The organism is Rhodococcus sp. IEGM 1341, assembly GCF_030056895.1.
In the GTDB taxonomy this organism is placed as follows: Bacteria; Actinomycetota; Actinomycetes; order Mycobacteriales; family Mycobacteriaceae; genus Rhodococcoides.
Genome location: NZ_JASHKV010000001.1, coordinates 1,450,671 through 1,470,958 on the forward strand (window position 1 = coordinate 1,450,671; position 20,288 = coordinate 1,470,958).

23 protein-coding genes and 1 tRNA gene are annotated in these 20,288 nt (G+C 63.7%); 6 read left to right on the top strand and 18 right to left on the bottom strand.

Going from position 1 to position 20,288, the window contains the following annotated elements; genetic code table 11:
- Positions 1 to 71: 71 nt before the first annotated feature.
- Together QM615_RS06490 and QM615_RS06495 are read right to left on the bottom strand one after the other, a co-directional pair.
- Positions 72 to 1,199: a resuscitation-promoting factor gene (locus QM615_RS06490; protein WP_094670528.1), complete on the bottom strand. Its 1,128-nt coding sequence runs from the start codon at positions 1,197 to 1,199 to the stop codon at positions 72 to 74.
- A 101-nt stretch (positions 1,200 to 1,300) separates the two neighbouring features.
- Complete coding sequence (locus tag QM615_RS06495; protein WP_149405156.1) at positions 1,301 to 2,128, bottom strand: TatD family hydrolase; 828 nt, start codon at positions 2,126 to 2,128, stop codon at positions 1,301 to 1,303.
- A gap of 21 nt (positions 2,129 to 2,149) precedes the next feature.
- Here QM615_RS06495 and metG point away from each other — a divergent pair, with 21 nt between their 5' ends.
- A complete protein-coding gene (metG, locus tag QM615_RS06500) occupies positions 2,150 to 3,694 on the top strand; it encodes a methionine--tRNA ligase (RefSeq protein ID WP_068049793.1) in 1,545 nt (514 codons plus the stop codon).
- Positions 3,695 to 3,765: 71 nt separating this feature from the next.
- Here metG and QM615_RS06505 read toward each other — a convergent pair whose 3' ends face one another.
- Positions 3,766 to 5,145 (bottom strand): WS/DGAT/MGAT family O-acyltransferase, encoded by a 1,380-nt coding sequence (locus tag QM615_RS06505; protein WP_149405155.1) that lies wholly within the window; start codon positions 5,143 to 5,145, stop codon positions 3,766 to 3,768.
- 171 nt (positions 5,146 to 5,316) lie between these two features.
- Between QM615_RS06505 and QM615_RS06510 the strand changes: the two genes are divergently transcribed.
- Both QM615_RS06510 and QM615_RS06515 read left to right on the top strand, forming a co-directional pair.
- On the top strand, positions 5,317 to 6,336 hold the full coding sequence (locus tag QM615_RS06510) for an alpha/beta hydrolase (protein WP_149405154.1): 1,020 nt from the start codon (positions 5,317 to 5,319) through the stop codon (positions 6,334 to 6,336).
- 14 nt (positions 6,337 to 6,350) lie between these two features.
- Positions 6,351 to 6,779 (top strand): SRPBCC family protein, encoded by a 429-nt coding sequence (locus tag QM615_RS06515; RefSeq protein ID WP_094669726.1) that lies wholly within the window; start codon positions 6,351 to 6,353, stop codon positions 6,777 to 6,779.
- A 4-nt stretch (positions 6,780 to 6,783) separates the two neighbouring features.
- Here QM615_RS06515 and rsmI read toward each other — a convergent pair whose 3' ends face one another.
- Positions 6,784 to 7,608: a 16S rRNA (cytidine(1402)-2'-O)-methyltransferase gene (gene rsmI, locus QM615_RS06520; RefSeq protein ID WP_149405153.1), complete on the bottom strand. Its 825-nt coding sequence runs from the start codon at positions 7,606 to 7,608 to the stop codon at positions 6,784 to 6,786.
- A 107-nt stretch (positions 7,609 to 7,715) separates the two neighbouring features.
- Between rsmI and QM615_RS06525 the strand changes: the two genes are divergently transcribed.
- Positions 7,716 to 9,227 carry a dolichyl-phosphate-mannose--protein mannosyltransferase gene (locus QM615_RS06525; RefSeq protein ID WP_149405601.1) on the top strand — a complete coding sequence of 504 codons (1,512 nt, stop codon included), beginning with the start codon at positions 7,716 to 7,718 and terminating at the stop codon, positions 9,225 to 9,227.
- Between the two features lie 72 nt (positions 9,228 to 9,299).
- Here the strand turns inward: QM615_RS06525 and QM615_RS06530 are convergent, their stop codons facing one another.
- The 3 genes from QM615_RS06530 to QM615_RS06540 all read right to left on the bottom strand — a co-directional run bounded on the left by QM615_RS06530 (position 9,300) and on the right by QM615_RS06540 (position 10,836).
- A complete protein-coding gene (locus tag QM615_RS06530; RefSeq protein WP_149405152.1) occupies positions 9,300 to 9,722 on the bottom strand; it encodes a DoxX family protein in 423 nt (140 codons plus the stop codon).
- Between the two features lie 66 nt (positions 9,723 to 9,788).
- Positions 9,789 to 10,157 carry a GntR family transcriptional regulator gene (locus QM615_RS06535; RefSeq protein WP_068049785.1) on the bottom strand — a complete coding sequence of 123 codons (369 nt, stop codon included), beginning with the start codon at positions 10,155 to 10,157 and terminating at the stop codon, positions 9,789 to 9,791.
- Between the two features lie 10 nt (positions 10,158 to 10,167).
- Positions 10,168 to 10,836: an NAD(P)H-binding protein gene (locus tag QM615_RS06540; protein WP_149405151.1), complete on the bottom strand. Its 669-nt coding sequence runs from the start codon at positions 10,834 to 10,836 to the stop codon at positions 10,168 to 10,170.
- A 62-nt stretch (positions 10,837 to 10,898) separates the two neighbouring features.
- On the opposite strand from QM615_RS06540, the gene arsC reads away from it, so the two are divergent.
- The gene (arsC, locus tag QM615_RS06545) at positions 10,899 to 11,246 is read left to right on the top strand and encodes an arsenate reductase (glutaredoxin) (protein WP_149405150.1); all 348 of its coding nucleotides are present in this window, start codon (positions 10,899 to 10,901) and stop codon (positions 11,244 to 11,246) included.
- Between the two features lie 4 nt (positions 11,247 to 11,250).
- On the opposite strand, the gene QM615_RS06550 is transcribed toward arsC, so the two are convergent.
- Positions 11,251 to 12,489 (bottom strand): arginine deiminase, encoded by a 1,239-nt coding sequence (locus QM615_RS06550; RefSeq protein WP_149405149.1) that lies wholly within the window; start codon positions 12,487 to 12,489, stop codon positions 11,251 to 11,253.
- Positions 12,490 to 12,553: 64 nt separating this feature from the next.
- Between QM615_RS06550 and soxR the strand changes: the two genes are divergently transcribed.
- Entirely contained in the window at positions 12,554 to 13,054 is a 501-nt protein-coding gene (soxR, locus tag QM615_RS06555; protein ID WP_068283494.1) for a redox-sensitive transcriptional activator SoxR, read from the top strand.
- Here the strand turns inward: soxR and QM615_RS06560 are convergent.
- The 10 genes from QM615_RS06560 to sepX form a co-directional block, all read right to left on the bottom strand.
- Positions 12,970 to 13,872 carry an SDR family oxidoreductase gene (locus QM615_RS06560; RefSeq protein ID WP_068049773.1) on the bottom strand — a complete coding sequence of 301 codons (903 nt, stop codon included), beginning with the start codon at positions 13,870 to 13,872 and terminating at the stop codon, positions 12,970 to 12,972. The two genes, soxR and QM615_RS06560, sit on opposite strands and share 85 nt — an antisense overlap.
- A gap of 75 nt (positions 13,873 to 13,947) precedes the next feature.
- Positions 13,948 to 14,118, bottom strand: coding sequence for a hypothetical protein (locus QM615_RS06565; protein WP_188078543.1), 171 nt, complete (start codon positions 14,116 to 14,118; stop codon positions 13,948 to 13,950).
- 59 nt (positions 14,119 to 14,177) lie between these two features.
- The gene (locus QM615_RS06570) at positions 14,178 to 14,852 is read right to left on the bottom strand and encodes a ScbR family autoregulator-binding transcription factor (protein WP_068049771.1); all 675 of its coding nucleotides are present in this window, start codon (positions 14,850 to 14,852) and stop codon (positions 14,178 to 14,180) included.
- 188 nt (positions 14,853 to 15,040) lie between these two features.
- Positions 15,041 to 15,475, bottom strand: coding sequence for an effector binding domain-containing protein (locus QM615_RS06575; protein WP_269594642.1), 435 nt, complete (start codon positions 15,473 to 15,475; stop codon positions 15,041 to 15,043).
- Complete coding sequence (locus tag QM615_RS06580) at positions 15,475 to 15,927, bottom strand: GyrI-like domain-containing protein (protein ID WP_269594641.1); 453 nt, start codon at positions 15,925 to 15,927, stop codon at positions 15,475 to 15,477. Before QM615_RS06580 ends, QM615_RS06575 begins: the two co-directional genes overlap by 1 nt.
- Before the next feature lie 458 nt (positions 15,928 to 16,385).
- Positions 16,386 to 17,195, bottom strand: coding sequence for a glycosyltransferase family 2 protein (locus QM615_RS06585; RefSeq protein ID WP_269594640.1), 810 nt, complete (start codon positions 17,193 to 17,195; stop codon positions 16,386 to 16,388).
- Positions 17,196 to 17,340: 145 nt separating this feature from the next.
- On the bottom strand, positions 17,341 to 17,985 hold the full coding sequence (locus tag QM615_RS06590; protein ID WP_269594639.1) for an acyltransferase: 645 nt from the start codon (positions 17,983 to 17,985) through the stop codon (positions 17,341 to 17,343).
- On the bottom strand, positions 17,982 to 18,824 hold the full coding sequence (locus tag QM615_RS06595; protein WP_269594638.1) for a glycosyltransferase family 2 protein: 843 nt from the start codon (positions 18,822 to 18,824) through the stop codon (positions 17,982 to 17,984). Before QM615_RS06595 ends, QM615_RS06590 begins: the two co-directional genes overlap by 4 nt.
- 351 nt (positions 18,825 to 19,175) lie before the next feature.
- A tRNA-Ala gene (locus QM615_RS06600) sits at positions 19,176 to 19,248 on the bottom strand.
- A 55-nt stretch (positions 19,249 to 19,303) separates the two neighbouring features.
- Complete coding sequence (sepX, locus tag QM615_RS06605) at positions 19,304 to 20,173, bottom strand: divisome protein SepX/GlpR (RefSeq protein WP_269594637.1); 870 nt, start codon at positions 20,171 to 20,173, stop codon at positions 19,304 to 19,306.
- Positions 20,174 to 20,288 lie beyond the last annotated feature (115 nt).

A 20,288-nucleotide genomic window follows, 5' to 3' on the forward strand; every position in this document is an offset into this window, starting at 1 on the left:
GGGGCCAGGAGTGGAGCCCGCGGAACGACCCAGAAACGCAGGAGTGGAGCCCGCGGAACGACCCGGGACAGTCAGCGGTAACCCAGGCGCGAGGTGCAGGCGGGCCATGCGCCCCAGCCCTGCGACTTCTGTGTCACCGACGCGATGGCGATCTGTTCCTCGCGGGTGGCGAGGTCGGCGCGCGGTGCGTACTTGAGTCCGCCCTGGCGTTCCCAGGTGTTCTGGTCGAACTGCACGCCGCCGTAGAAGCCGTTGCCCGTGTTGATCGCCCAGTTGCCGGTCGCCTCGCACTGCGCGAGCGCGTCCCAGATCGCACCGTTCTCCACCGGCGGCACTTCGGTACCCGGCTTCGCTCCGACGCGAACGGTCTTCGGCTGCGCGGGTACCTTGACCGTCTCGTCGACCTTCTCGCGACCGACCTCGACGCCGTTCACCATGTTGATCTTCCAGGTGATGTCGGAGACCCCCGGGGCACCCGGGTTCTCGACGACGGTGCGGCTCATGTTCATCGTCGGATCCTCGATGCGCTGCTCAGGAGCATCGGTGTCCGTGGTTTCGGTCTTGGTGACGGTGCGGTCACGCGTGACGACGATCTCGGCGCCGTCGGTGACGGCTGCGTCGGGATCGGGGCTGACGGTGTCGGCTTCCTCGAGCGGCGCACCCGCTGCTTCGAGGAATTCACGCACGGTCGGTGCGGCCAGGGTGACCGGCGCGGCAGGTGCTCCGCCGTCGACGAGCGAGACCTGCTTGGGCAGTGCCACATCGAGTTCGGTGCCGTCGAGCGGCAGCCGCTCGGAGCGCGAGGCGGAGACGTGCACGTCCTCGGCCAGACCGGTCTGCTGCAGAGCTTCCTCGACGGTCAGGGCGGTGGTCCAGATGTTCTCGGGCTGCCCGTCGACGTTCAGCGTGATCTCACGGGCGCGGCGCAGGACCACGGTGTCGCCGTCACTGAGATCGGAGTCCGGCGCAGGAACGACCAGATCCTTGTCCGACGGCGCGTAGCCGGCGTCGGCCAGAGCACTGTTGACGTCGGTCTTCATCGTGCTGAGCGAAATCATGTCGCCGTCGACATCGATGGTCACGGTCTTGTGACGGCTCACGGCCATGACGCCACCGGCGACGAGCGTCATCAACAGGGCCGCGACGACCAGGTAGAGCGTGGTCGAACGGGCGGAGTTGAGGCGTCTGATAGTCGACAAGTTTCGTATTCCTGGCGTTTGCGAGCTGACTTCGGCGTCGGAACGCCCGAGTTCGGTCACGGTACGGTAACGAATTAGTACCCACGCCGCAACTTCAGCAGCTACAGGCCGTACACGCGCTCCGCGTTGGCCGTGGCGTGTGCAGCGAGCTCCGCCGGATCCTGGCCACGAATCTCGGCTAGCGCCCGCGCGGTGTACGGCAGGCAGTACGACTCGTTGGGAGCACCGCGGAAGGGATGCGGAGTGAGGAACGGTGCGTCGGTCTCCACCAGCACCAGCTCGTCGGGCACCAGTACCGCGGCCTCCCGCAGCGCGTGCGCGTTCTTGAAGCTGACGGTCCCCGAAAAGCTGAGAACGTAGCCCGCGTCGACGCACGCCTTCGCGGTCTCGGGACCGCCGGAGAAGCAGTGGAAGATCACCGTCTTGGGAGCGCCTTCCGTCGTCAGCACGGCGAGCAGGTCCTCGTCGGCCTCGCGATTGTGGATCATCAGCGGCTTACCCAGTCGTTTCGCCAGATCGATGTGCCACCGAAATCCGTCGTGCTGCTCGGCCACCGTGGCGCACCCGTCGAGCTTGCCGGGCCAGTAGTAGTCCAGCCCGGTCTCCCCGACGGCAACCACGCGAGGGTCGGACGCCAATCGCTCGATCTCGGCCTTGGCCGCGTCGTCGAGCACGTTCGCGCGCGTGGGATGGATCGCAACCGCGGCCCACACCCGAGGATCCCAGGACGCCGCGTCGACCGCGAACCGCGCGGCATCGAGATCGTCGGCGATCGTGACCACGCGCGTGACACCGACGGACTCGGCCTTGTCCACGATCGCGGCCACACTCGCCGCGTCGGTCGCCCCACACGCATCGAGGTGGGTGTGCGCGTCGACGAGAGTGCCGACGGGCTCGGGCAACGGTGGTGCGGGACGGTCTCTGCTCACGCTAGTTAGAGTAGGCGCACCATGACTGCGCCAGCTGATGCCTCACGGCCACCCTTCTACGTCACCACGGCGATCGCGTACCCCAACGGCGCTCCGCACATCGGACACGCCTACGAGTACATCGCCACCGACACCATCGCGCGCTTCAAGCGCCTCGACGGCTACGACGTGCGATTCCTGACGGGCACCGACGAGCACGGCCTCAAGATGCAGCAGACCGCACAGACCGAGGGCGTGGACGTGCGCGAGCTCGCCGCGCGCAACTCCGACGCGTTCCAGGCTGCGCAGGACCTGCTGAAGATCTCGTACGGACGGTTCATCCGCACCACCGACGCCGATCACCACGCCGCCAGCCAGGAACTGTGGAAGCGGATGGAGGCGAACGGCGACATCTACCTCGATTCCTACTCCGGCTGGTACTCGGTGCGAGACGAGGCGTTCTACACCGAGGCCGAGACCACCCTCGCCGAGGACGGCTCGCGCGTCGCGACGGAGACGAACACTCCCGTCGAGTGGACCGAGGAGTCGTCGTACTTCTTCAAACTGTCGCAGTACCAGGACAAACTGCTCGAGCTGTACGACGCGTCGCCGGAGTTCATCGCGCCGAACACGCGCCGGAACGAGATCGTGAATTTCGTCAAGGGTGGCCTGCGGGATCTGTCGATCTCCCGAACCACGTTCGACTGGGGCGTTCCCGTCCCCGGCGATGAGAAGCACGTGATGTACGTGTGGGTCGACGCGCTCACCAACTACCTCACCGGTGCCGGCTATCCCGAGACCGAATCCGAGTCGTACCGGAAGTTCTGGCCTGCCGACCTGCACATCATTGGCAAGGACATCACGCGCTTCCACACCGTCTACTGGCCGGCATTCCTGATGTCTGCGGGCATCGAGCTACCCAAGCGGGTGTTCGTGCACGGGTTCCTGAACGTCAAGGGCGAGAAGATGTCCAAGTCCCTCGGCAACGTGCTGGACCCGAAGTCGTTGGTGGAGAACTACGGTCTCGATCCGGTGCGCTTCTTCTTCCTCCGCGAGGTCTCGTTCGGTCAGGACGGCAGCTACAGCCACGAGGCCATCGTTGCGCGCGTCAACGCCGACCTGTCCAACGAACTGGGCAACCTCGCGCAGCGTTCGCTGACGATGGTCGCCAAGAACCTCGAAGGAAAGCTCCCCACCCCGGGCGAGTTCACCGCCGAGGACGAGGCGATGTTGGCTCGCGCGGACGCGCTGCTGGAGATCTGCCGACGCGAATTCGACGTGCAGGCAATCCATTCCGCGCTCGAGGCGATCTGGTCGGTACTCGGCGAGACCAACCGCTACTTCTCGCTGCAGCAGCCGTGGGTGCTGCGCAAGACCGATCCCGATCGCATGGCCACCGTGCTGTACGTGACGATCGAGGTGCTGCGCATCGTCAGCATCCTGGCGCAACCCGTCATGCCCGATTCCGCGTCGCGCATCCTCGACCTGCTCGGGGCGTCGAACCGCGAATTCACCGACATCGCAACACGTTCGGTACCCGGCACTGCACTGCCGACCCCGACGCCGGTGTTCCCCAAGTACGAGTAGAGCGCTCCGCGCACGTGAGCGAAACCTCGACCCCCACTACGAGTTTCCGCTCACGTGCGGCGAAGCCGCACTCACAAGGTCTTCTCGAGCTCCTCCAACGTGTTCTCCAGATGCGTCAGCATGCGCTGCAGATGCGGCACACTGCGTCGGCATCCGATGAGACCGAAGTTCAACGAATCACCGTTGCTCGCGACGGTGATGTTGAGCGCCTGCCCGTCGGCCACGATCGACGCCGGGTAGATGCCGTCGAGTTTCGCGCCGTTCCAGTACAGGTCTTCCTTCGATCCGGGCACGTTGGAGATGATGACGTTGAACGGCGGCGGGGTGTAGTCGACGAATCCAGGCACCGGCCCGAACAGCAACGGGGCCATGGTGATCGCACCGACGGTGAGCGCTTCGAGGGTGTTCAACTCGCTCATCATCTGCTTGCCCTTGACGGTCGAATCCTTGATCCGCTCGAGCCGCAGGATCGGATCCGATTCGTCGGTTCCGAGATTGCACAGGATGGTCGTCACCGAGTTTCCGGCGTCCTTGTCGTCGCCCTCCTTGCGCAGCGAGACCGGCACCATGGCGATCAGCGGTTCCTCGGGCAGTTCGTTCTGGTCGATCAGATACGCACGGAGGGCCCCGGCGCACATCGCGAGCACCATGTCGTTGAGCGTGGCGTCGAGCGCAGTCCCGACCGTGCGGATGCGCTCGATCGACCAGCTTTCGGCGGCGAAACGGCGGGCTCCTCCGATGGGCACGTTGAACATCGTCCTCGGCGCTTGCAACGGCAGTTGTGCGCCCTCTTTCTTCAACGCGCGCAATCCGATTCGAGCCGACGCCGGCGCAAAATCCACCAGGTCCCCGACGATCTTGCGTCCCATCGAGAGCCCGCTGCCCAGCTGCGCCAACCGCCCGGGCTGCTCGACGGCGACCTGCTTCTTGCGCCTACCGAACAGCGACGGATCCCACGTTGCGACGCCGTTTCGATCGTCGGGATCGGTGGTGAGCGTGCGCTGCATCAGCTTCAGTGCACTGACACCGTCGACCAACGAGTGATGCACCTTGGTGTACAACGCGATTCGGCCGTCTGCCAACCCCTCGATGATGTGCAGTTCCCACATCGGCCGGTAGCGGTCCAGCGGTGCGCTGTGGTTGAGCGAAAGGAACTGGAACAGCTCTCGAATACGTCCAGGTTGAGGCAGCACGGTTCGCCGAACGTGGTACTCGAAGTCGACTTCCTGATCGAATGCCCACGCGAGGTTGCCCATGATCTGCACCGGACGCGACGGTCGCTTCCGGAAGAGTTCGTGCACCTCACCGGTGGTGAACTTGCGGTGCACTTCCTCGGCGAAGTCGTGCGGATCGCCGGGTGGGACGAACAACTCCAGACCGCCCACGTGCATCGGGTGCTCCCGTGACTCGGCGATCAGAAACATCGATTCGGTGATGGGCATGAGTGCCATGAGCTGTCCCTTTTCCATTTGTTTTAGGTCACGGTACGGCACCGAATGTGACTCAGAACACGACCTTACGTCGGGTCACGAAAAGCTACCCGCTATTGTCCGTTACCAGGGGTTCCAAATAGAGCGGGGTTCCGACGCACGGCGCACACGCGCCGCGCAACGACAACGGGGATGGAGGCGACGGCTATGAATCCGGCGCTCACCGTAGTGAAATCGACCGACCCGACAGCCACCGCACGCAGGCGCGATATCCGCGGCGCGAGTGTGCAGTCACAGATTCTGTCCAAATCCCTGCAATTCACGGTGCGACCGTTTCTGACCGTCTGGGCACAGGCACCGTCGCTTCCGTGGCCGATGGGGCTGGTCGACTACGCCGGCCTGCTCGTTCCGCAGATCAGCGGTACCACCCGTAGCCGGGTCATGTTGGCCGAGTGCGAGGCCGAATGGATTCGCGCCGAGGGCGCCGGAAGCGATCGCGTCGTCCTGTACATGCACGGCGGCGCATTCGTCTGCTGCGGCCTGCGCACCCATCGCCGCATGACCTCGCGGGTCTCCAAGAACATCGACGGCGCGGTGCTGTCGGTGAACTACCGCATGATGCCGCGCAATCCGATCAGCCACGCGGTCGAGGACGGCGTCGACGCGTACCGCTTCCTGCTCGACTCCGGTTACCGCCCGGAACAGATCGTCCTCGGCGGTGATTCGGCGGGCGGATATCTCGCGTTCATGGTCGCTCTGGCGCTGCGCTCCGTCGATTTGCCCGCCCCCGCAGGGATCTTCACCATGTCTCCGCTGACCGACATGGACCCCTCCGGCAAGCTCGACCACGAGAACGCGTCGAAGTGTTCGATCTTTCCGCCCAACGCCGTTCCCGCACTGACCGCATTGGCCGATCGCGTCGATGCGCGCATCGTCGTCGAGGGCCGACGGGGCCCGCGGGTCTCACCCGTCGACAGTGATCTGGCAGGCATGCCGCCGGTGCTGATCCAGGTCGGTTCCACCGAAATGGTCTATGCCGACGCCGAACTCATGGCTCAGCGTCTCGCTGTCGCCGGAGTCGAGTGCGAACTTCAGGTGTACGAGGATCAGGTCCACGTGTTCCAGGCAGCCGATTTCGTTCCCGAAGCCCGCCGCGCGCTCAGAGCGATCGGCGAGTTCGCGCGGAACGTCAGCCCCCGCAGAGAAAGCTGAGATACCTTCTCCCCATGGCAGTCACAGCGAACAAGTCCGTCGACATCGACGCAGACGCAGCGGCAATAATGGAGGTACTCGCAGACGTCGAGGGCATCCCTTCGTGGTCTCCGGTCCACAAGAAGTGCGAGGTCGTCGATCGGTTCGACGACGGCAAGCCACACCACGTCAAGATGAACGTCTCGATCATCGGCGTCAACGACGAGCAACTCGTCGAGTACACGTGGTCCGAGAACGAGGTGTCGTGGACTCTCGTCGAGAGCACTCAGCAGAAGGCTCAGGACGGCCGATACACGTTGACGCCCAAGGGCAACGGCACCCATGTCGAGTTCGAGCTGACCGTGGACCCGAAGATCCCGCTACCCGGCTTCCTGGTGAAGAAGGGAACCAAGACGATCCTCGAAGCGGCCACCGAGGGTCTGCGTCAGCAAGTGACGGGCTGAGCCCCTACTGCTCCTTACGTGCGGCGAGAACGGCCTCGTAGACCTCACGTTTGGAGACGCCGTCGACCGCCACCTGAGCGCAGGCGTCCTTCAACCGCATGCCCGACGCCACCAGCGTTTCCACGTCGGCAACGAGATCCTCGGGTTCCTCGGCGACGGCGACTGCTCCTTCGAGCACGACGGTGATCTCTCCGCGCACCCCGCCCCTCGCCCATTCGAGCAACTCCCCCAGGCCGCCGCGGCGCACTTCCTCGTAGGTTTTGGTGAGCTCCCGGCACACCGCGGCGCGGCGGTCGGGACCGAGGACGTGAACGGCGTCCTCGAGGCACGCGACGAGGCGGTGCGGTGCCTCGAAGAAGACGATGGCACGCGGTTCGGCGAGCACGGTTCGGAAATAGGTGCGCCGCTGTCCCTGCTTGCGCGGCGCGAATCCGTCGAAGCAGAAGCGTTCGACGGGCAGACCCGACAGCGCGAGGGCCGTGGTCACCGCGCTCGGCCCGGGCAGACAGGTCACCGGCAGACCGGCATCGACGCAGGCAGCCACGAGGCGGTAGCCGGGGTCGCTCACCGACGGCATCCCAGCATCGGTCACCAGCAGCACCGTCTTGCCCTCGCCCACTGCCTCGACGAGAGCCGGGAGGCGGGCGGTTTCGACCTGATCGTAGAAGCTGACCACTCTTCCTGCGATCACCACGCCGAGCGAGGACGCGAGTTGTTTGGTGCGCCGGGTGTCCTCGGCGGCGACGACATCGGCAGTGCCGAGGGCATCACGCAGGCGCTGCGAGGCATCACCGACGTCGCCCATCGGGGTGGCGGCAAGGATGAGCATGCCTCCAGTGTCCCGCACGCTGTGCAGCGGCGTGCCGGGCACTGCCGATCAACGCCTACGATCGGTACGTGACCTTGCTGACCTCTGAGCGCTCCGGCGACCGGTCGATGGTCAGTCCCGGGCCCACCGTTGCCGCGCGCGACTGGTTCCACGACACCGATGCCCGCCGCGGGTGGATCGTCACCATCGTCATCACCGTGATCTGCGCGATCACGCGCTTCACGATGCTGCGATACCCCACCGACGCCGGAACCCCGGTGTTCGACGAGAAGCACTACGCCCCGCAGGGCTATCAGGTTCTCACCGGCGGCGGGCTCGAGGACAATCCGGCCTACGGGCTGGTGGTGCATCCACCGGTCGGCAAGCAACTGATCGCCATCGGTGAGGCGCTCTTCGGCTACAACGGCTGGGGTTGGCGCTTCTCTTCGGCCGTGGCCGGAACCCTGTTGGTGCTGTTGGTCATTCGAATCGTGCGACGCCTCGCCCGATCGACACTGGTCGGGGCGATCGCAGGCATTCTGCTCATCGTCGACGGCGTGACGTTCGTCAGCAGCCGCATCGGCATGCTCGACATCTTTCTCGCGCTGTTCGTCACCGCTGCGCTGGGTTGCTTGGTCGTCGACCGCGACGACATGCAACAGCGTCTGTCGAGGGTGCGCGCCGAGGGCCGCATGGACGTCAGCGTGCTCGGTCCGCGAATGGGAGTGCGGTGGTGGCGATTCGGAGCCGGCATCATGCTGGGACTCGCCTGCGGCACCAAGTGGTCCGGTCTGTACTTCATCGCATTCTTCGGATTGTTGAGCGTGGCATTCGATGTGGCGGCACGCCGCGCATACGGCGTTCGGCGGCCATGGCGGGGAACGGCGTTGCGCGACATCGGGCCTGCCCTGTACGCGCTGGTGGTCGTTCCGATTGCCGTGTATCTGATGACCTGGTGGGCGTGGTTCACCTCCGAGACCGGCGTGTATCGACACGAGGTCGGCAGTGGCGTCGGAGCAGGAGGTCCGTTCTCGTTCGTGCCCGACGCGCTGCGGTCCCTGTGGTTCTACAGCAGCAGCGTGCTGCAATTCCATGAGGGACTGACCAACTCGGCGGGCAACCGACACCCGTGGGAATCGAAGCCGTGGACCTGGCCGATGGGTCTGCGCCCGATGCTCTACTACTTCGCCGACGGCGAGAACGTGTCCGGTTGCTCGGCGTCCTCGTGTGTCAAGGCGATCATGCTGATCGGCACGCCCGCGATGTGGTGGCTGGCACTGCCGATGCTGGCCTGGGTGATCTGGTCGGTGTTCGTCCGACGCGACTGGCGTTACGCCACAGTGCTCGTGGCGTACTCCGCAGCACTGCTGCCGTGGTTCACCACACTCGACCGACAGATGTACTACTTCTACGCGGTGGCTCTCGCACCGTTCATGGTGATGGGCTTCGCACTTGTGCTGGGCGACATCATCGGCAAAGCCACCGCATCGGCCGAACGGCGAGGTACCGGACTGCTACTGGTGTCCTTGTACCTCGCCGTGGTGATAGCCAACTTCGTGTGGCTGTGGCCGATTCTGACCGCAATGCCGATCACGCCGGAGATGTGGCAGCAACAGTTGTGGCTGCCGAGCTGGCGCTGAGCGATTACGCACGGCAGGAGTGGCGCCTGCGGAACGACCTATGCAAGGCAGGAGTGGAGCCTGCGGAACGACCTACGCAAGCAGCGCAGTCTTGCCCTTGGTGAGTCCGTCGATGCTGATGCGTCCGGCACCGAGTGCAGCGAGCAGCAGCGCGCCGACTCCGAGGGCGAGGACCAGTTCGTAACCGTTGTCCGCAGCGAACACGCCGTTCTCGAAGTGCACGAAGACCGCAGCACCGAGCATGTCGAGGAACAACAGCAGACCCGCGACCGGAGTGAAGATGCCCAGCACGAGCGCACCGCCGCCGACGAGTTCCACGAACGTGGCGAAGTAGGCGGACGCCGTGGGCAGCGGAACGTTCATCATCTCGAAGCTTGCTGCGGTGCCGTCGAGGCCGTAGGTGTTGAGCTTCTGCCAGCCATGGGCGATGAAAACGATACCCAGGCCGATTCGAGCTACGAGGGCAACGACGTCGCGTACGACGGTGGAGTTCATGACACATCCTTCTGACAGGGCTACAAGGGCAGCCCTACCCTGACAGAAGTAGGTTGAAGCGTCAACTTAACTGCCGTTCGCACCCTTGAGGGCAGATTCGAGGAACGATCGAGCCTGATCGTCGTCCAGTCCGATGGACCGGACCGTCCTGACGAACTCCGTCGCCGCCCGGGCCGCGATGTCGCGCGACGGATCGCCGCCCGATGCGACGAACGAACCGGACCGGCCCCTCGTCTCGATGATTCCCTGCTGCTCGAGCTCCCGGTAGGTCTTCGCCACCGTGTTCGGTGCGATCTTGAGTTCCTCGGCCAGACCTCTGACCGTCGGGATCTTGGTACCGGCGATGAGATCGCCCGATCGCACCAGCCCCAGAATCTGCATTCGTAGCTGCTCGAACACCGGGGTGGTGTTCGACGAATCGATGTGTACGCGCACGGTCGATGCCTTATCCGAGCGCGTCGACTGCGTCGACGATCGAAGTCGGCCCGGACGTCAACATCAGCGTCTTGCGCACAGCCGAGCCGGTATCGAGCAACTGCGCGATCACCGCGGCCACGTCGGCGCGAGTCACCTCACCCGAGTCCAGCGGCGGCTCGGTCAGCGATACCGAGCCGGTGGGGTCCTCATCGGTCAACTTGCCCGGACGCAGAATCGTCCAGTCCAGTCCGCTTCTTGCCGAAACATTTTCTTCCGCAGCAGTTTTGGCCTCGATGTAGGCCTTCCAGCCGGCATCGAGATCCTCGGCGACCGGCTCCCCGGCACCGAACGAGCTGATCAGCACGTAGCGGCGAACGCCTGCCTTCTCTGCCGCATCGGCCAGAAGCACTGCGCCGGCCCGATCGACCGTGTCCTTGCGCTCGGGACCGCTGTTCGGGCCCGCACCTGCAGCGAACACCACCGCGTCCGCGTCGGCGAGCACTGCGGCAACCTCGTCGACGGAGGCCGATTCGAGATCGATCACCTGCGGCAGCGCGCCCAGCGCGGTGACGGCATCGACGTGGTCGCTGTTACGAATCAGCGATACCGCACGATCTCCGTGCGCCGTGAGCACCTGAGTCAGGTGCTGCGCGATCTGGCCGTGGCCACCTGCAATGACAATGCGCTTGTCGGTCATAACCACTCCCGTTCCTGGCGTGAATCTGTCGGGGTGGCTACCCGCGTGGCAAGATTGCAAACATGACTGGCTCGGCAACCATCTACCACAATCCCCGGTGCAACACCTCTCGTACGGTCCTCAAAGCGATCGAGGAAACCGGTGTGGTGCCGCGGGTGATTCGATACCTCGAGTCGCCTCCCACCGAGGACGAGCTGCGCGCGCTCCTTGCCGACGCCGGCCTCGAACCGCGTCAGGCCATTCGGACTCGCGAGAGCATCTACAAGGAACTGGGGCTGGCAGGCGCGGACGCCGACACGCTGATCGCGGCGATGGTCCAGCACCCGATACTCATCGAGCGCCCGATCGTGGTGACCGACAAGGGCACCGTGCTCGCTCGCCCGGCCGACAAGGTACAGACCGTGCTGTAGAGCGCTACAACCTCTCGCGCGACACCGGGCACGACATGCAGCGGGGGCCGCCCCGCCCCGAACCCAGTTCCGATCCGGAGATCCGCAGCACCTCGATGCCCGACGCCTCCAGCCGTGCATTCGTTTCGACGTTGCGCTCGTACGCGACGACGACTCCCGGCGCAATGGCGAGCGTGTTGTTGCCGTCGTCCCATTGTTCGCGCTCGGCGGTGACGTGATCGAGTCCGGTATCGATCAACCGCAGCTTGCCGATGCCCATCGCATCGGCGGCCGCCTCGAGGAAGGGGTCACCGCCCCGGATGGTGACCCCTGCATCTTCGCGGTGAATGGTGAACGCGGACAACGTGTTCTGAATCGCCGGGTACATCACCACCGCGTCGGTATCGACCATGGTGCACACCGTGTCCAGATGCATGGACGCGCGCTCCTGCGCGATCGGCACCACCAGCACACTGTGCGCCAAATCGTCCTCGAACAGGCTGCGCGCCAACGCTTCTGCGCCTGCGGGCGTGGTGCGCTCGCCAACTCCGACTGCCACCACCCCCGGAGCGAGCAGCAGCACGTCGCCGCCTTCGACCGGAGCGGTCCGCGACTCGTACGCGCGCCGCACGCCGCGAAACATCGGATGGAATGCATAGATCAGATCGGTCAGCGACGTCTCCCGCACACGGGCAGGCAGCGCCAGCGAGGTGATCGCCACTCGGTCGTCTATCCAGAACGACGAGTCGCGGGTGAACAACAGGTTCGGCAGCGGGTCGATGACGAAGTCCCCACCGTGATGCATTCGCCGAACCAGCGATGCCCCGCTCGGTTGCGGCTCCCCCGTCTCCGCCTCGAGCAATTCGTCGAAAGTCATTCCCGCCATGAGGATCTGCGCCAATTCGGCCGCCGGCACACCTCGTAGATGTTGGGCGAGGTCCTCGGCAAGCGACCGGCCGAGCCGTCGGGCATCGACGGCGGCGGAGATACCTTGCATTCGCGCTGCGCCGCTGACCGTCATGGCCTCGGTGAGAAGCTCACCGAGGAGCAGCACCGTGACCCCTCGACCTCGCAGGAGATCGGCGAACGCGTCGTGCTCGTCCTGTGCGCGATCGACCCACGGCAGACCGTCGAACAGCAGCTGATCGTTGTTGCGCGGTGTGAGGCGTCGAAGCTCGTCTCCCGGCCGGTGCAGCATGACGGTGCGCAGCACCCCTACCTCGGAGTCGGCACCCAACGGGCCCGCAACCGCATCGACACTCATGAACGAACGGTAATCCCATTCGCCGGCCGCCGCTGGGATCAGGACCTGAAGTATTGTCGAGGTCGTGCCGATGCCCGAGTGGAACGTCCGAGAACTGACTCCCGGCCAGCTGTCCGAGCGCAGCGGAGTTGCGGTCTCGGCCTTGCACTTCTACGAGAAACAGGGGCTGATCAGCAGTCGCCGAACCTCGGGAAACCAGCGCAGATTTCATCGCGAAACTCTGCGCCGGGTTGCCTTCATCCGGATCTCGCAGAAGGTCGGGATCCCACTGGCGAACATCCGGCAGGCGTTGAGCGAACTACCGGACGAGCGGACTCCGACACGCGAGGACTGGGCCAGGCTCTCGACGCAGTGGCATCGCGAACTCGACTCTCGGATAGAGCAATTGATCCGGCTTCGGGACAACTTGACCGGGTGCATCGGGTGCGGTTGCCTGTCGCTGGCCGGCTGCGCATTGGTCAACCCACACGACGAACTGTCCTATTCGGGGCCCGGTGCGCGCACGCTGGACGTCGATTTCGACGAACCCTCGACTCGACGCGGCACGAGCAGCTTGGAGAACTGATCGTTCGCCTTCTGCAGTACGAATTCGTAGGGCGGGGCGAATTTTCTGGCGACCCAGTACCCGAACCGGATGTCGTTGGAGGAGTAGACGAGGTACTTGCGCTTGGCAATTCCGGCGAGAATGGCATCGGCGACAACCGAGGGTTCCACGGCACGCTTCTCGAACCTGTGTTGCAACTTCTGTACCCGCGGATCGTCACGATCGACGCCGGCGATCTGAAGCGTCTGCACCAGCCCGGTCTTGACGCCACCGGGCACCACCAGGCTGACGCCGATTCCGTGGCGCTTGAGGTCGTATTTGAGTACCTCGGAGACTCCGCGCAGACCGTACTTGCTGGCGCTGTAGGCAGCGTGCCACGGAAGGGGAATCAATCCGGCCGCGGACGAGACGTTGACCAGATGGCCACCCCGTCCGGCGTCGATCATCGGAGGTAGGAACTTCTCGATGATGTGAATAGGCCCCATCAGATTGACGTCGACCATCGACTTCCAGTGCCGGTGTTCGAGATTCTCGACGGTTCCCCACGCGGAGATGCCGGCAACGTTCATCACGACGTCCAGGCTGCCGAACTCGGCGTGAATGTCGTCCGCGAACGCGGTGACAGCCTCGAAATCGGACACATCGAAGGGCAACGAGTGACTGACGGTACCGCCCGCGCGACCGACCAGGTCCACCGTCTCCGCCAAACCGGTGCCGTTGATATCGGTCAGGAAGAGTTCCGCTCCCACTCCTGCAGCAGCGATGGCCGTTGCCCGACCGATTCCGCTGCCTGCTCCAGTGATCAACGTCTTCTTACCGCGCAGATCGTATGTAGCCATCGAAGCTTGTAACCCCCACCGGTTGCCACGTGTCAGTTCGATTTCGACCCTACGCGGTGACGACCGGGAGGGTTGTCACAATCTTTGCGACATCTCGTCTCGGTAGTCGGCGATAGTGCGCTCGATTCGCGCAGCATCGTCGTCGGCACCCTGTTTACGTGCGTCGTCCGCACGGTGCTGCAGGGTGCCGATCGCTTTCCGGAGCTCGTTGTCCGACATCCGCGGCCGGTGCACAGTGTGTTCCATGTCACACAGTGTGCCCGGCAACCGGGTGCGCGGCAAGCACCCAGAGATCACGGAATTTCTCAGACTGTGACAGATGCCGACGTGATGCTCTCGCGCACGAAACTGGACAGACTCCGCGCCGCGAATTCGCGGAAGTAGGCAAGTTTGTCAGCGGGCACGAGGGACGGAAGGACTGTGTTCCAGACCTTCTCCATGCGCGAGGGGGCATCCTCCAGACGGGACTGCGCCTCGGACACCATCAGAACTCCGGCGAGCATCTCGCACACCAGCAGCGCCGCGTTGCCTGCATCCAGATGGTCGGCGACGTCCCCGTGCTCGATTGCCCGCTCGAAGAGATGCTCGAAGATGTTTCCCCAGGTACCGAACACACTGCCGCGGGCGGTGTCGGATCCGTCGATCTCCATCTGCAACCGGTACATGACGCGCACCAGGGGATCCGATGCGGCGAGCTCGAGTACCGAATACGAGATTCCGATGACGGACTCGAGAGCCGGGCTACGACTGTCGACCAGGCCGGCGCACGCGGTGGACACGCGATCATGTCCCTCGTCGACGATCGCACGCGCCAGTTCTTCCTTGGACGCGAAATGGAAGTACAACGCACCCTTGGTCACACCGGACTGCGCTGACACCTGACTCAGCGTGGCATTCGCATGCCCCACCTCGAGGAAGAGATCTGCTGCAGCGCGCAGTGCGGCCGCTCGTGTTGCTTCTGCCCTGAGTTGTCGCACCATGTTGGAACACCCCTGCTCTGTCGACCTTGCAATGACATCGACGCTCTGTACGCGCTGGCCATCCGTCGGCCGATCGAGGTGAACTGGAATTCACTTCGCCATATCGGACTGTCAGCGCTCGCCTATAGTAACCGGTTCGGTGGCGACTTTGTGATTCGAAAGTGACAATTGCATGAAGAACGGCTCGTTTACAAAACGATTGAAATGAAAAGTTCCACTTCTCCAGCATTCGTAACGACTTCGACTTCCTCTTTGTAGGCGCGAAATATCGATCCGGACATAACGCACTCGTCGACCTGAGCCCACACGTCCTCGATCGGATCCGCCAGAGCGCCGCTGGGCACGAACACTGCGAACACGCCGGTCGGTACCGAGACGAACACATCCCCGACGGCGACGTCCCCGGGCGAGTCCACCGAGACGGCGACCACGGCATTGACGGTGCCGTGCGGATCCGGGACGTACACCGTGCTCACCTGGGTTGCGTCGATATGCTTCTCGCGCACCCGATCTCGTAGGAATCGCATCCACTCGCTGCCACTCGATTCCGCGCCGGGCTCCACGCGCGGAGCCACCAACCCACTGAACAGCTCTGCGCTGCGTGCCGTGACGCGGAAGGTCATCACGAACCGCCGGGCGTAGTGATCGCCAGATAGAGGTCGATCTTGTACGCGTGCGGATAGCACTCGTAATCGCCGGTGAACGATCGCACGATATCGCCCTGCTCTTCGGCATGATCGATCTGAGTCCACAATCGGGTGAGAACCTCGGGGAAATACCCCACCGCAGAAAAACGCGCATATTTCGCCGCGGGCACTTTCGCAACCAGATGTCCGCGCGCGACTTGACCGAGCGAAGAACACAGATAACCGACTACCTGCGTATTGTAAGAGCCGATACCGGGGGCGAAGTCGGTGTAAATGGAAGCGAGCGGACCGGAGGTCTCCTGATTGAGAACTGCGGACCACGCTTGATCGAGTGCCGGGTCGTTGAGGCGTCCCAGCGCCCGTTTGGGGCTGCGAACGGGAAGACCCGCGACCCACGTTTCAGCGAGGTCGACGATCTCGAACGACATTCACACTCCGTAGAGAAGTTGCAGGGGCAGATCCTGTGCTCGGAACCGGCCCGTTCACAATATCGCCCGTCAATCTACCGGCGCGACTGGTAGGTGGATCGTCAATCGATCAACCATACTTCGCACCCGTTTCGATCGCCGCAACAGCTGTCGCCGACGGTTCCTCCTCCCGAGATCACGAGGTGGCGTCGGAGCGCCCCGACTGCCCTACCTCGTCGTACGTCCTGTCGTGCACACTCGATTTCAGCACCGGTAACTCGACCCGTGCCTGCACCTGTCGAATACCCGAAACACGAAAACCGGTACGGACCGTCGATCCCTCGAAAGACCCGTTTCCGTGGCCTTGCATTCCCTTGCGACAAACGGATGAATTGTCTACGAATTCATTTTCCGCGCGCCGCGGCAGCATAACTCTCGTCGCGAATACCTGACAGATCGCGCATGGATGTATCGCCCGCTCAGGAATGCGAGACCGGGAGAATCCGAGATTCGCACGAGGACAGAATTCGTGTCAGTGGCCAATGCGCCGTGTGCAGAACCAGGTCCGAGATCAGCAATCTGCGCAACCAACCACCGGCCAGCCCATGATGGGCCCATGTGCGATACGAGCTCTGGACGTAGTGCCGGTATTCGAGCGGCGGAGTCAGTAGCCGACGCCCGGACACCTTCACGCGCATGGGCTCGATCTCCGCGATCCGCAGACCGACCTTGTTCAGACACAGCGACAGATCGATGTCCTCGTGCAGGTCGGTACGCAGGCTCGTGCGACCGCGAACGGCTTCCCACGCGGATCTGCGGACAGCGAAATTGTTGCCCGATGCGGCAGAAACCCACCGCTCGGAGGGCCTGTTTCGCACGGAACGGTCGACGAACGCCCGGTACGGTCGCGCCCACGGGGAGTCGTAGAGGTAGATCGGCCCGGTGACTGCGACATAGTCGAGTCGCCGATCGAAGAAGTCGAGTACCGAGTCGACCCAGCCGGCCTCGACTCGGGTATCGGCGTCGATGCGGCCGATGATCGATCCGCAGGCGTGATCGAAACCGGCGTTGCGTGCGTGCACGACGCCACGCTCGGACTCCCTCAGCAGAATCACCTGCGGAAATCGCCGCGCGTATTCTTCGACGATGACTGCGGTGTCGTCGGTCGAATTGTTGTCGACGACAATGATTTCGTGAATGCGTTCGCGCTGAACGAGCAATGCATCCAGGCATTCGCGCATGTGAGCCGACTCGTCGAACGCAGGCACAACAATGGAGAGAGTATTCACAACGCCAACCCCCGACACATTTTTGGCAATCGTGTAGCTCGACACCCTTACACGGTGAACGCATTCGATTTCGAGCCGCGGACGTTCACGATGCTACATCATTACTTCAAGAAAAGAACCCGTCGAATTATTCGGACTTTATGAATCAGAATTCAGAATTCGGAAGAAGTATCAATCTCTGCATTGCCTCCCGATCACGAAAATCGGCGTTGTCCCCGATCCACTGCTCCGCTGCGGGAAGGTCGTTCAACTCTCGGCGACGGCGCGCCGGAGACCCGACGTACACACCGTCCGGTTCACAATCTTGCGTCACCAGCGAGTTCGCCCCGATGATGCATCCGGCACCGATGTGCACGCCCGGCATGACGACCACGCCGGACCCGATCCACGCTCCTGGACCGATCACCACCGACTCTCCTCGCAATGCGCCTGCTCGATGATGCGACGGCCCGGTCTCGTGAGTACTGGTGAGGATGCGAACGTGATCCGCGATGAAGACGTGATCACCGATCACGATGTCGGCGACGGTGTCGAAGTAGCAGCCGAAGTTCACGAACACACCGGTGCCCATCCGAACCGATGCGCGTCCCTGAATCATGGAACCGCCGTACATCAGGCACGGACCGGTTGTCCGCAGCCCCGCAGGCCGCAGAACGGATGCGCGCAGCACCGCAGGTAGCAACGGCACGTTCGCCAACGAGACGATGGTTGCCTGACGCATCTGAAACAGTGCCCAGCGGACGTCCGACGGGTTGCGCATCCAACCGCGGATACGCGAGTCGGCCGTCACGCGGCGGCTCGCATCCGTTCGTCGGACTCGGCACGATCGTCGACCGGTAGAGCACGGCACGGCACTGCTGCGAACAGTCGCGAGATCGGCCACCGCAGTGTGTGCATCAGCCAATCCATGGTCACGATGCGACCGAGTTTGCGCGATGCGAGACCGTGCGCCTGGTACGAGCGATACCCCGCCAACGCGTAGTGGACGTATTTCACCGGCGATGTCGTCGCGCGCCTACCGGACACTGCGGCCTTCATCCACCCGTTCTGGGCGACAGGCAGATGCTCGGCGGCCAGGCACAGGCACAGGTCGATGTCTTCGTGGACGCAGGTTCGTTCACTGACCGCACCGCGAACCGTGCGCCAGGCGGATGCGCGGATCGCGAAGTTGTTGCCCGATACCGCCAGGGCCGAGCGCACCGACGGCTCACGCCGTTCGGCGCGCGAGTGCATCCACGCCAGAGGTCGAGCCCAGGGTGATTCGTACAGGAACGTCCGGCCACCCGTGGCAGCGACGGTGGCGTGCTCGTCGAAGAAATCGACGACCGAGCGCGCCCACCCGGGTCGAACACGGGTATCGGCGTCGATTCGACCGATGATCGACGAGTCGACCAGGTCGAATCCGGTATTGCGAGCATGGACAACGCCGCGATTGGGCTCGTGCACCAACACGACCTTGTTCGTCATCGCGCGAATGTCGTTCACCAGCTCGAGCGTGCCGTCGGTCGACCCGTTGTCCACGACGACGATGCGGTCGATATCGTCGCCCTGATCGAGTAGCAACGTCAAGCATTCGCCCAGATGATCGACCTCGTCGAGCACCGGAATTACCACGCTCAGAGTGTTCATTTCGATCCCCTGACAAATATCGACAATCCAATTCTGCACAGCAACGTCTTCGAACCTACCACATGTTCCGGTAATTGCCTAAAGCTGTCCGAATTGCATATCCGCAGCTCACCGCCCTGAAAGATTCCCGAAGTCGAGTCGCGCCGCCCCAAGCAATCGAATCGCAGGTTTCGCGTGGCAATTCTGCAATCGGGGTTTATCGGGTCGCGACTTCGAGAATCGAATCCCGAACCGACCACCTAGTTCGGTCGATCCAAATGCATTCAGAATTCACTTGGCGGTCACATTCGCTCCGCCGTTGCCGGACAACAAAAAACCGCCACTCGCAATGAGTGACGGTTTTCGTAACGGTGGAGCTGAGGGGAATCGAACCCCTGACCTTCTCGATGCGAACGAGACGCGCTACCAACTGCGCCACAGCCCCTTTGCCGTCATGCCGACCGGCTGGGTAACTCTAGCAAAGCCGCTCCGGGCGGTAGCTACGCGCCCTGGGCTCTGCGCATGTCCCGGTCCTCGTCACGACGTGCCTGGAACGGCTCCTCGTAGTGATCGAGATGCTCGAATTCGGGATCCTCGTCATCGATCTCGAGTACCACCGCGCCGGGGCGACGCAATCGTTGCGGGACGAGCTCGAGCTCGTCGTCGGTTTCCGATTCCACGCCCAGACGGGATCGGCCCATCCGGGTGAGCCGACGGCGGCGTACCTCTTCCTCGATCTGCACCTGACGACGCAAGTAGTACAGGTAACCGACGAGGACGGCGACGGACAGTCCACACAGCCACCAGACCGTCGGGGAGATGATGAAGGCCAGGGCGGCGGTGGTGATCGCCGCGAACACCAGCCCCAGCACTGCGCGCTGCCGAAATGCGTATCGCGCGGCCCGGGCGATCGCGTCGGCCTCGGGATCGAAGCCGCCGCGACCGCGTCGGCGAGGGACGAAATCGTCGTCGACGACACCGGGTTCGTGCGCGGGCGAGCTTCCACGCGGTGCATCCGTGTCCGGTGCCTCGCGATCGAGGTCGCTGTCTGCTGCGTGAGTGTCCATCGGGTCCTCCGCGGTACCGGGTAGATCGGGTGAGTCTGGACGAACAGTCGCAATCGTGGGACCGAAGATCTCGCGGGCCGGCGCGGAGACTCGCAGGTCGTCCTCCGGTCGCCAGTCGGGATCACTGCGGTGCCCGGTCGCGGGGCCGCGCTGCTTTCGCTTCGTGCCACCCCGATGCAGCACGCGCGTGGCGAGCGCAGCGTCCGTGGTCTGCATGATCTGCGGACGCTTGGTCATCAGCATGGGCAGAAGAACGAAGAGCCAGACGGCAACGAGACCGATCCAGATGATCGAGTTCGGCATCGGCGTTGTTCTCCTCCCTTGGGCGACGGCGACAGTGAAAGACGTCCTCAGGCTATGCGGAGGAGGTACGAGAACGATGCAGACGCGCCGACCCGAATTACACTCCTGTCACTTT

Bases quoted from the DNA above. Each gene is read 5' to 3' on its own strand.
- metG (WP_068049793.1), top strand. From the start codon at position 2,150: ATGACTGCGCCAGCTGATGCCTCACGGCCACCCTTCTACGTCACCACG.
- QM615_RS06505 (WP_149405155.1), bottom strand. From the start codon at position 5,145: ATGGCACTCATGCCCATCACCGAATCGATGTTTCTGATCGCCGAGTCA.
- QM615_RS06510 (WP_149405154.1), top strand. From the start codon at position 5,317: ATGGAGGCGACGGCTATGAATCCGGCGCTCACCGTAGTGAAATCGACC.
- QM615_RS06515 (WP_094669726.1), top strand. From the start codon at position 6,351: ATGGCAGTCACAGCGAACAAGTCCGTCGACATCGACGCAGACGCAGCG.
- rsmI (WP_149405153.1), bottom strand. From the start codon at position 7,608: ATGCTCATCCTTGCCGCCACCCCGATGGGCGACGTCGGTGATGCCTCG.
- QM615_RS06525 (WP_149405601.1), top strand. From the start codon at position 7,716: ATGGTCAGTCCCGGGCCCACCGTTGCCGCGCGCGACTGGTTCCACGAC.
- QM615_RS06530 (WP_149405152.1), bottom strand. From the start codon at position 9,722: ATGAACTCCACCGTCGTACGCGACGTCGTTGCCCTCGTAGCTCGAATC.
- QM615_RS06540 (WP_149405151.1), bottom strand. From the start codon at position 10,836: ATGACCGACAAGCGCATTGTCATTGCAGGTGGCCACGGCCAGATCGCG.
- arsC (WP_149405150.1), top strand. From the start codon at position 10,899: ATGACTGGCTCGGCAACCATCTACCACAATCCCCGGTGCAACACCTCT.
- QM615_RS06550 (WP_149405149.1), bottom strand. From the start codon at position 12,489: ATGAGTGTCGATGCGGTTGCGGGCCCGTTGGGTGCCGACTCCGAGGTA.
- QM615_RS06560 (WP_068049773.1), bottom strand. From the start codon at position 13,872: ATGGCTACATACGATCTGCGCGGTAAGAAGACGTTGATCACTGGAGCA.
- QM615_RS06565 (WP_188078543.1), bottom strand. From the start codon at position 14,118: ATGGAACACACTGTGCACCGGCCGCGGATGTCGGACAACGAGCTCCGG.
- QM615_RS06570 (WP_068049771.1), bottom strand. From the start codon at position 14,852: ATGGTGCGACAACTCAGGGCAGAAGCAACACGAGCGGCCGCACTGCGC.
- QM615_RS06575 (WP_269594642.1), bottom strand. From the start codon at position 15,475: ATGACCTTCCGCGTCACGGCACGCAGCGCAGAGCTGTTCAGTGGGTTG.
- QM615_RS06580 (WP_269594641.1), bottom strand. From the start codon at position 15,927: ATGTCGTTCGAGATCGTCGACCTCGCTGAAACGTGGGTCGCGGGTCTT.
- QM615_RS06595 (WP_269594638.1), bottom strand. From the start codon at position 18,824: ATGAACACTCTGAGCGTGGTAATTCCGGTGCTCGACGAGGTCGATCAT.
- sepX (WP_269594637.1), bottom strand. From the start codon at position 20,173: ATGCCGAACTCGATCATCTGGATCGGTCTCGTTGCCGTCTGGCTCTTC.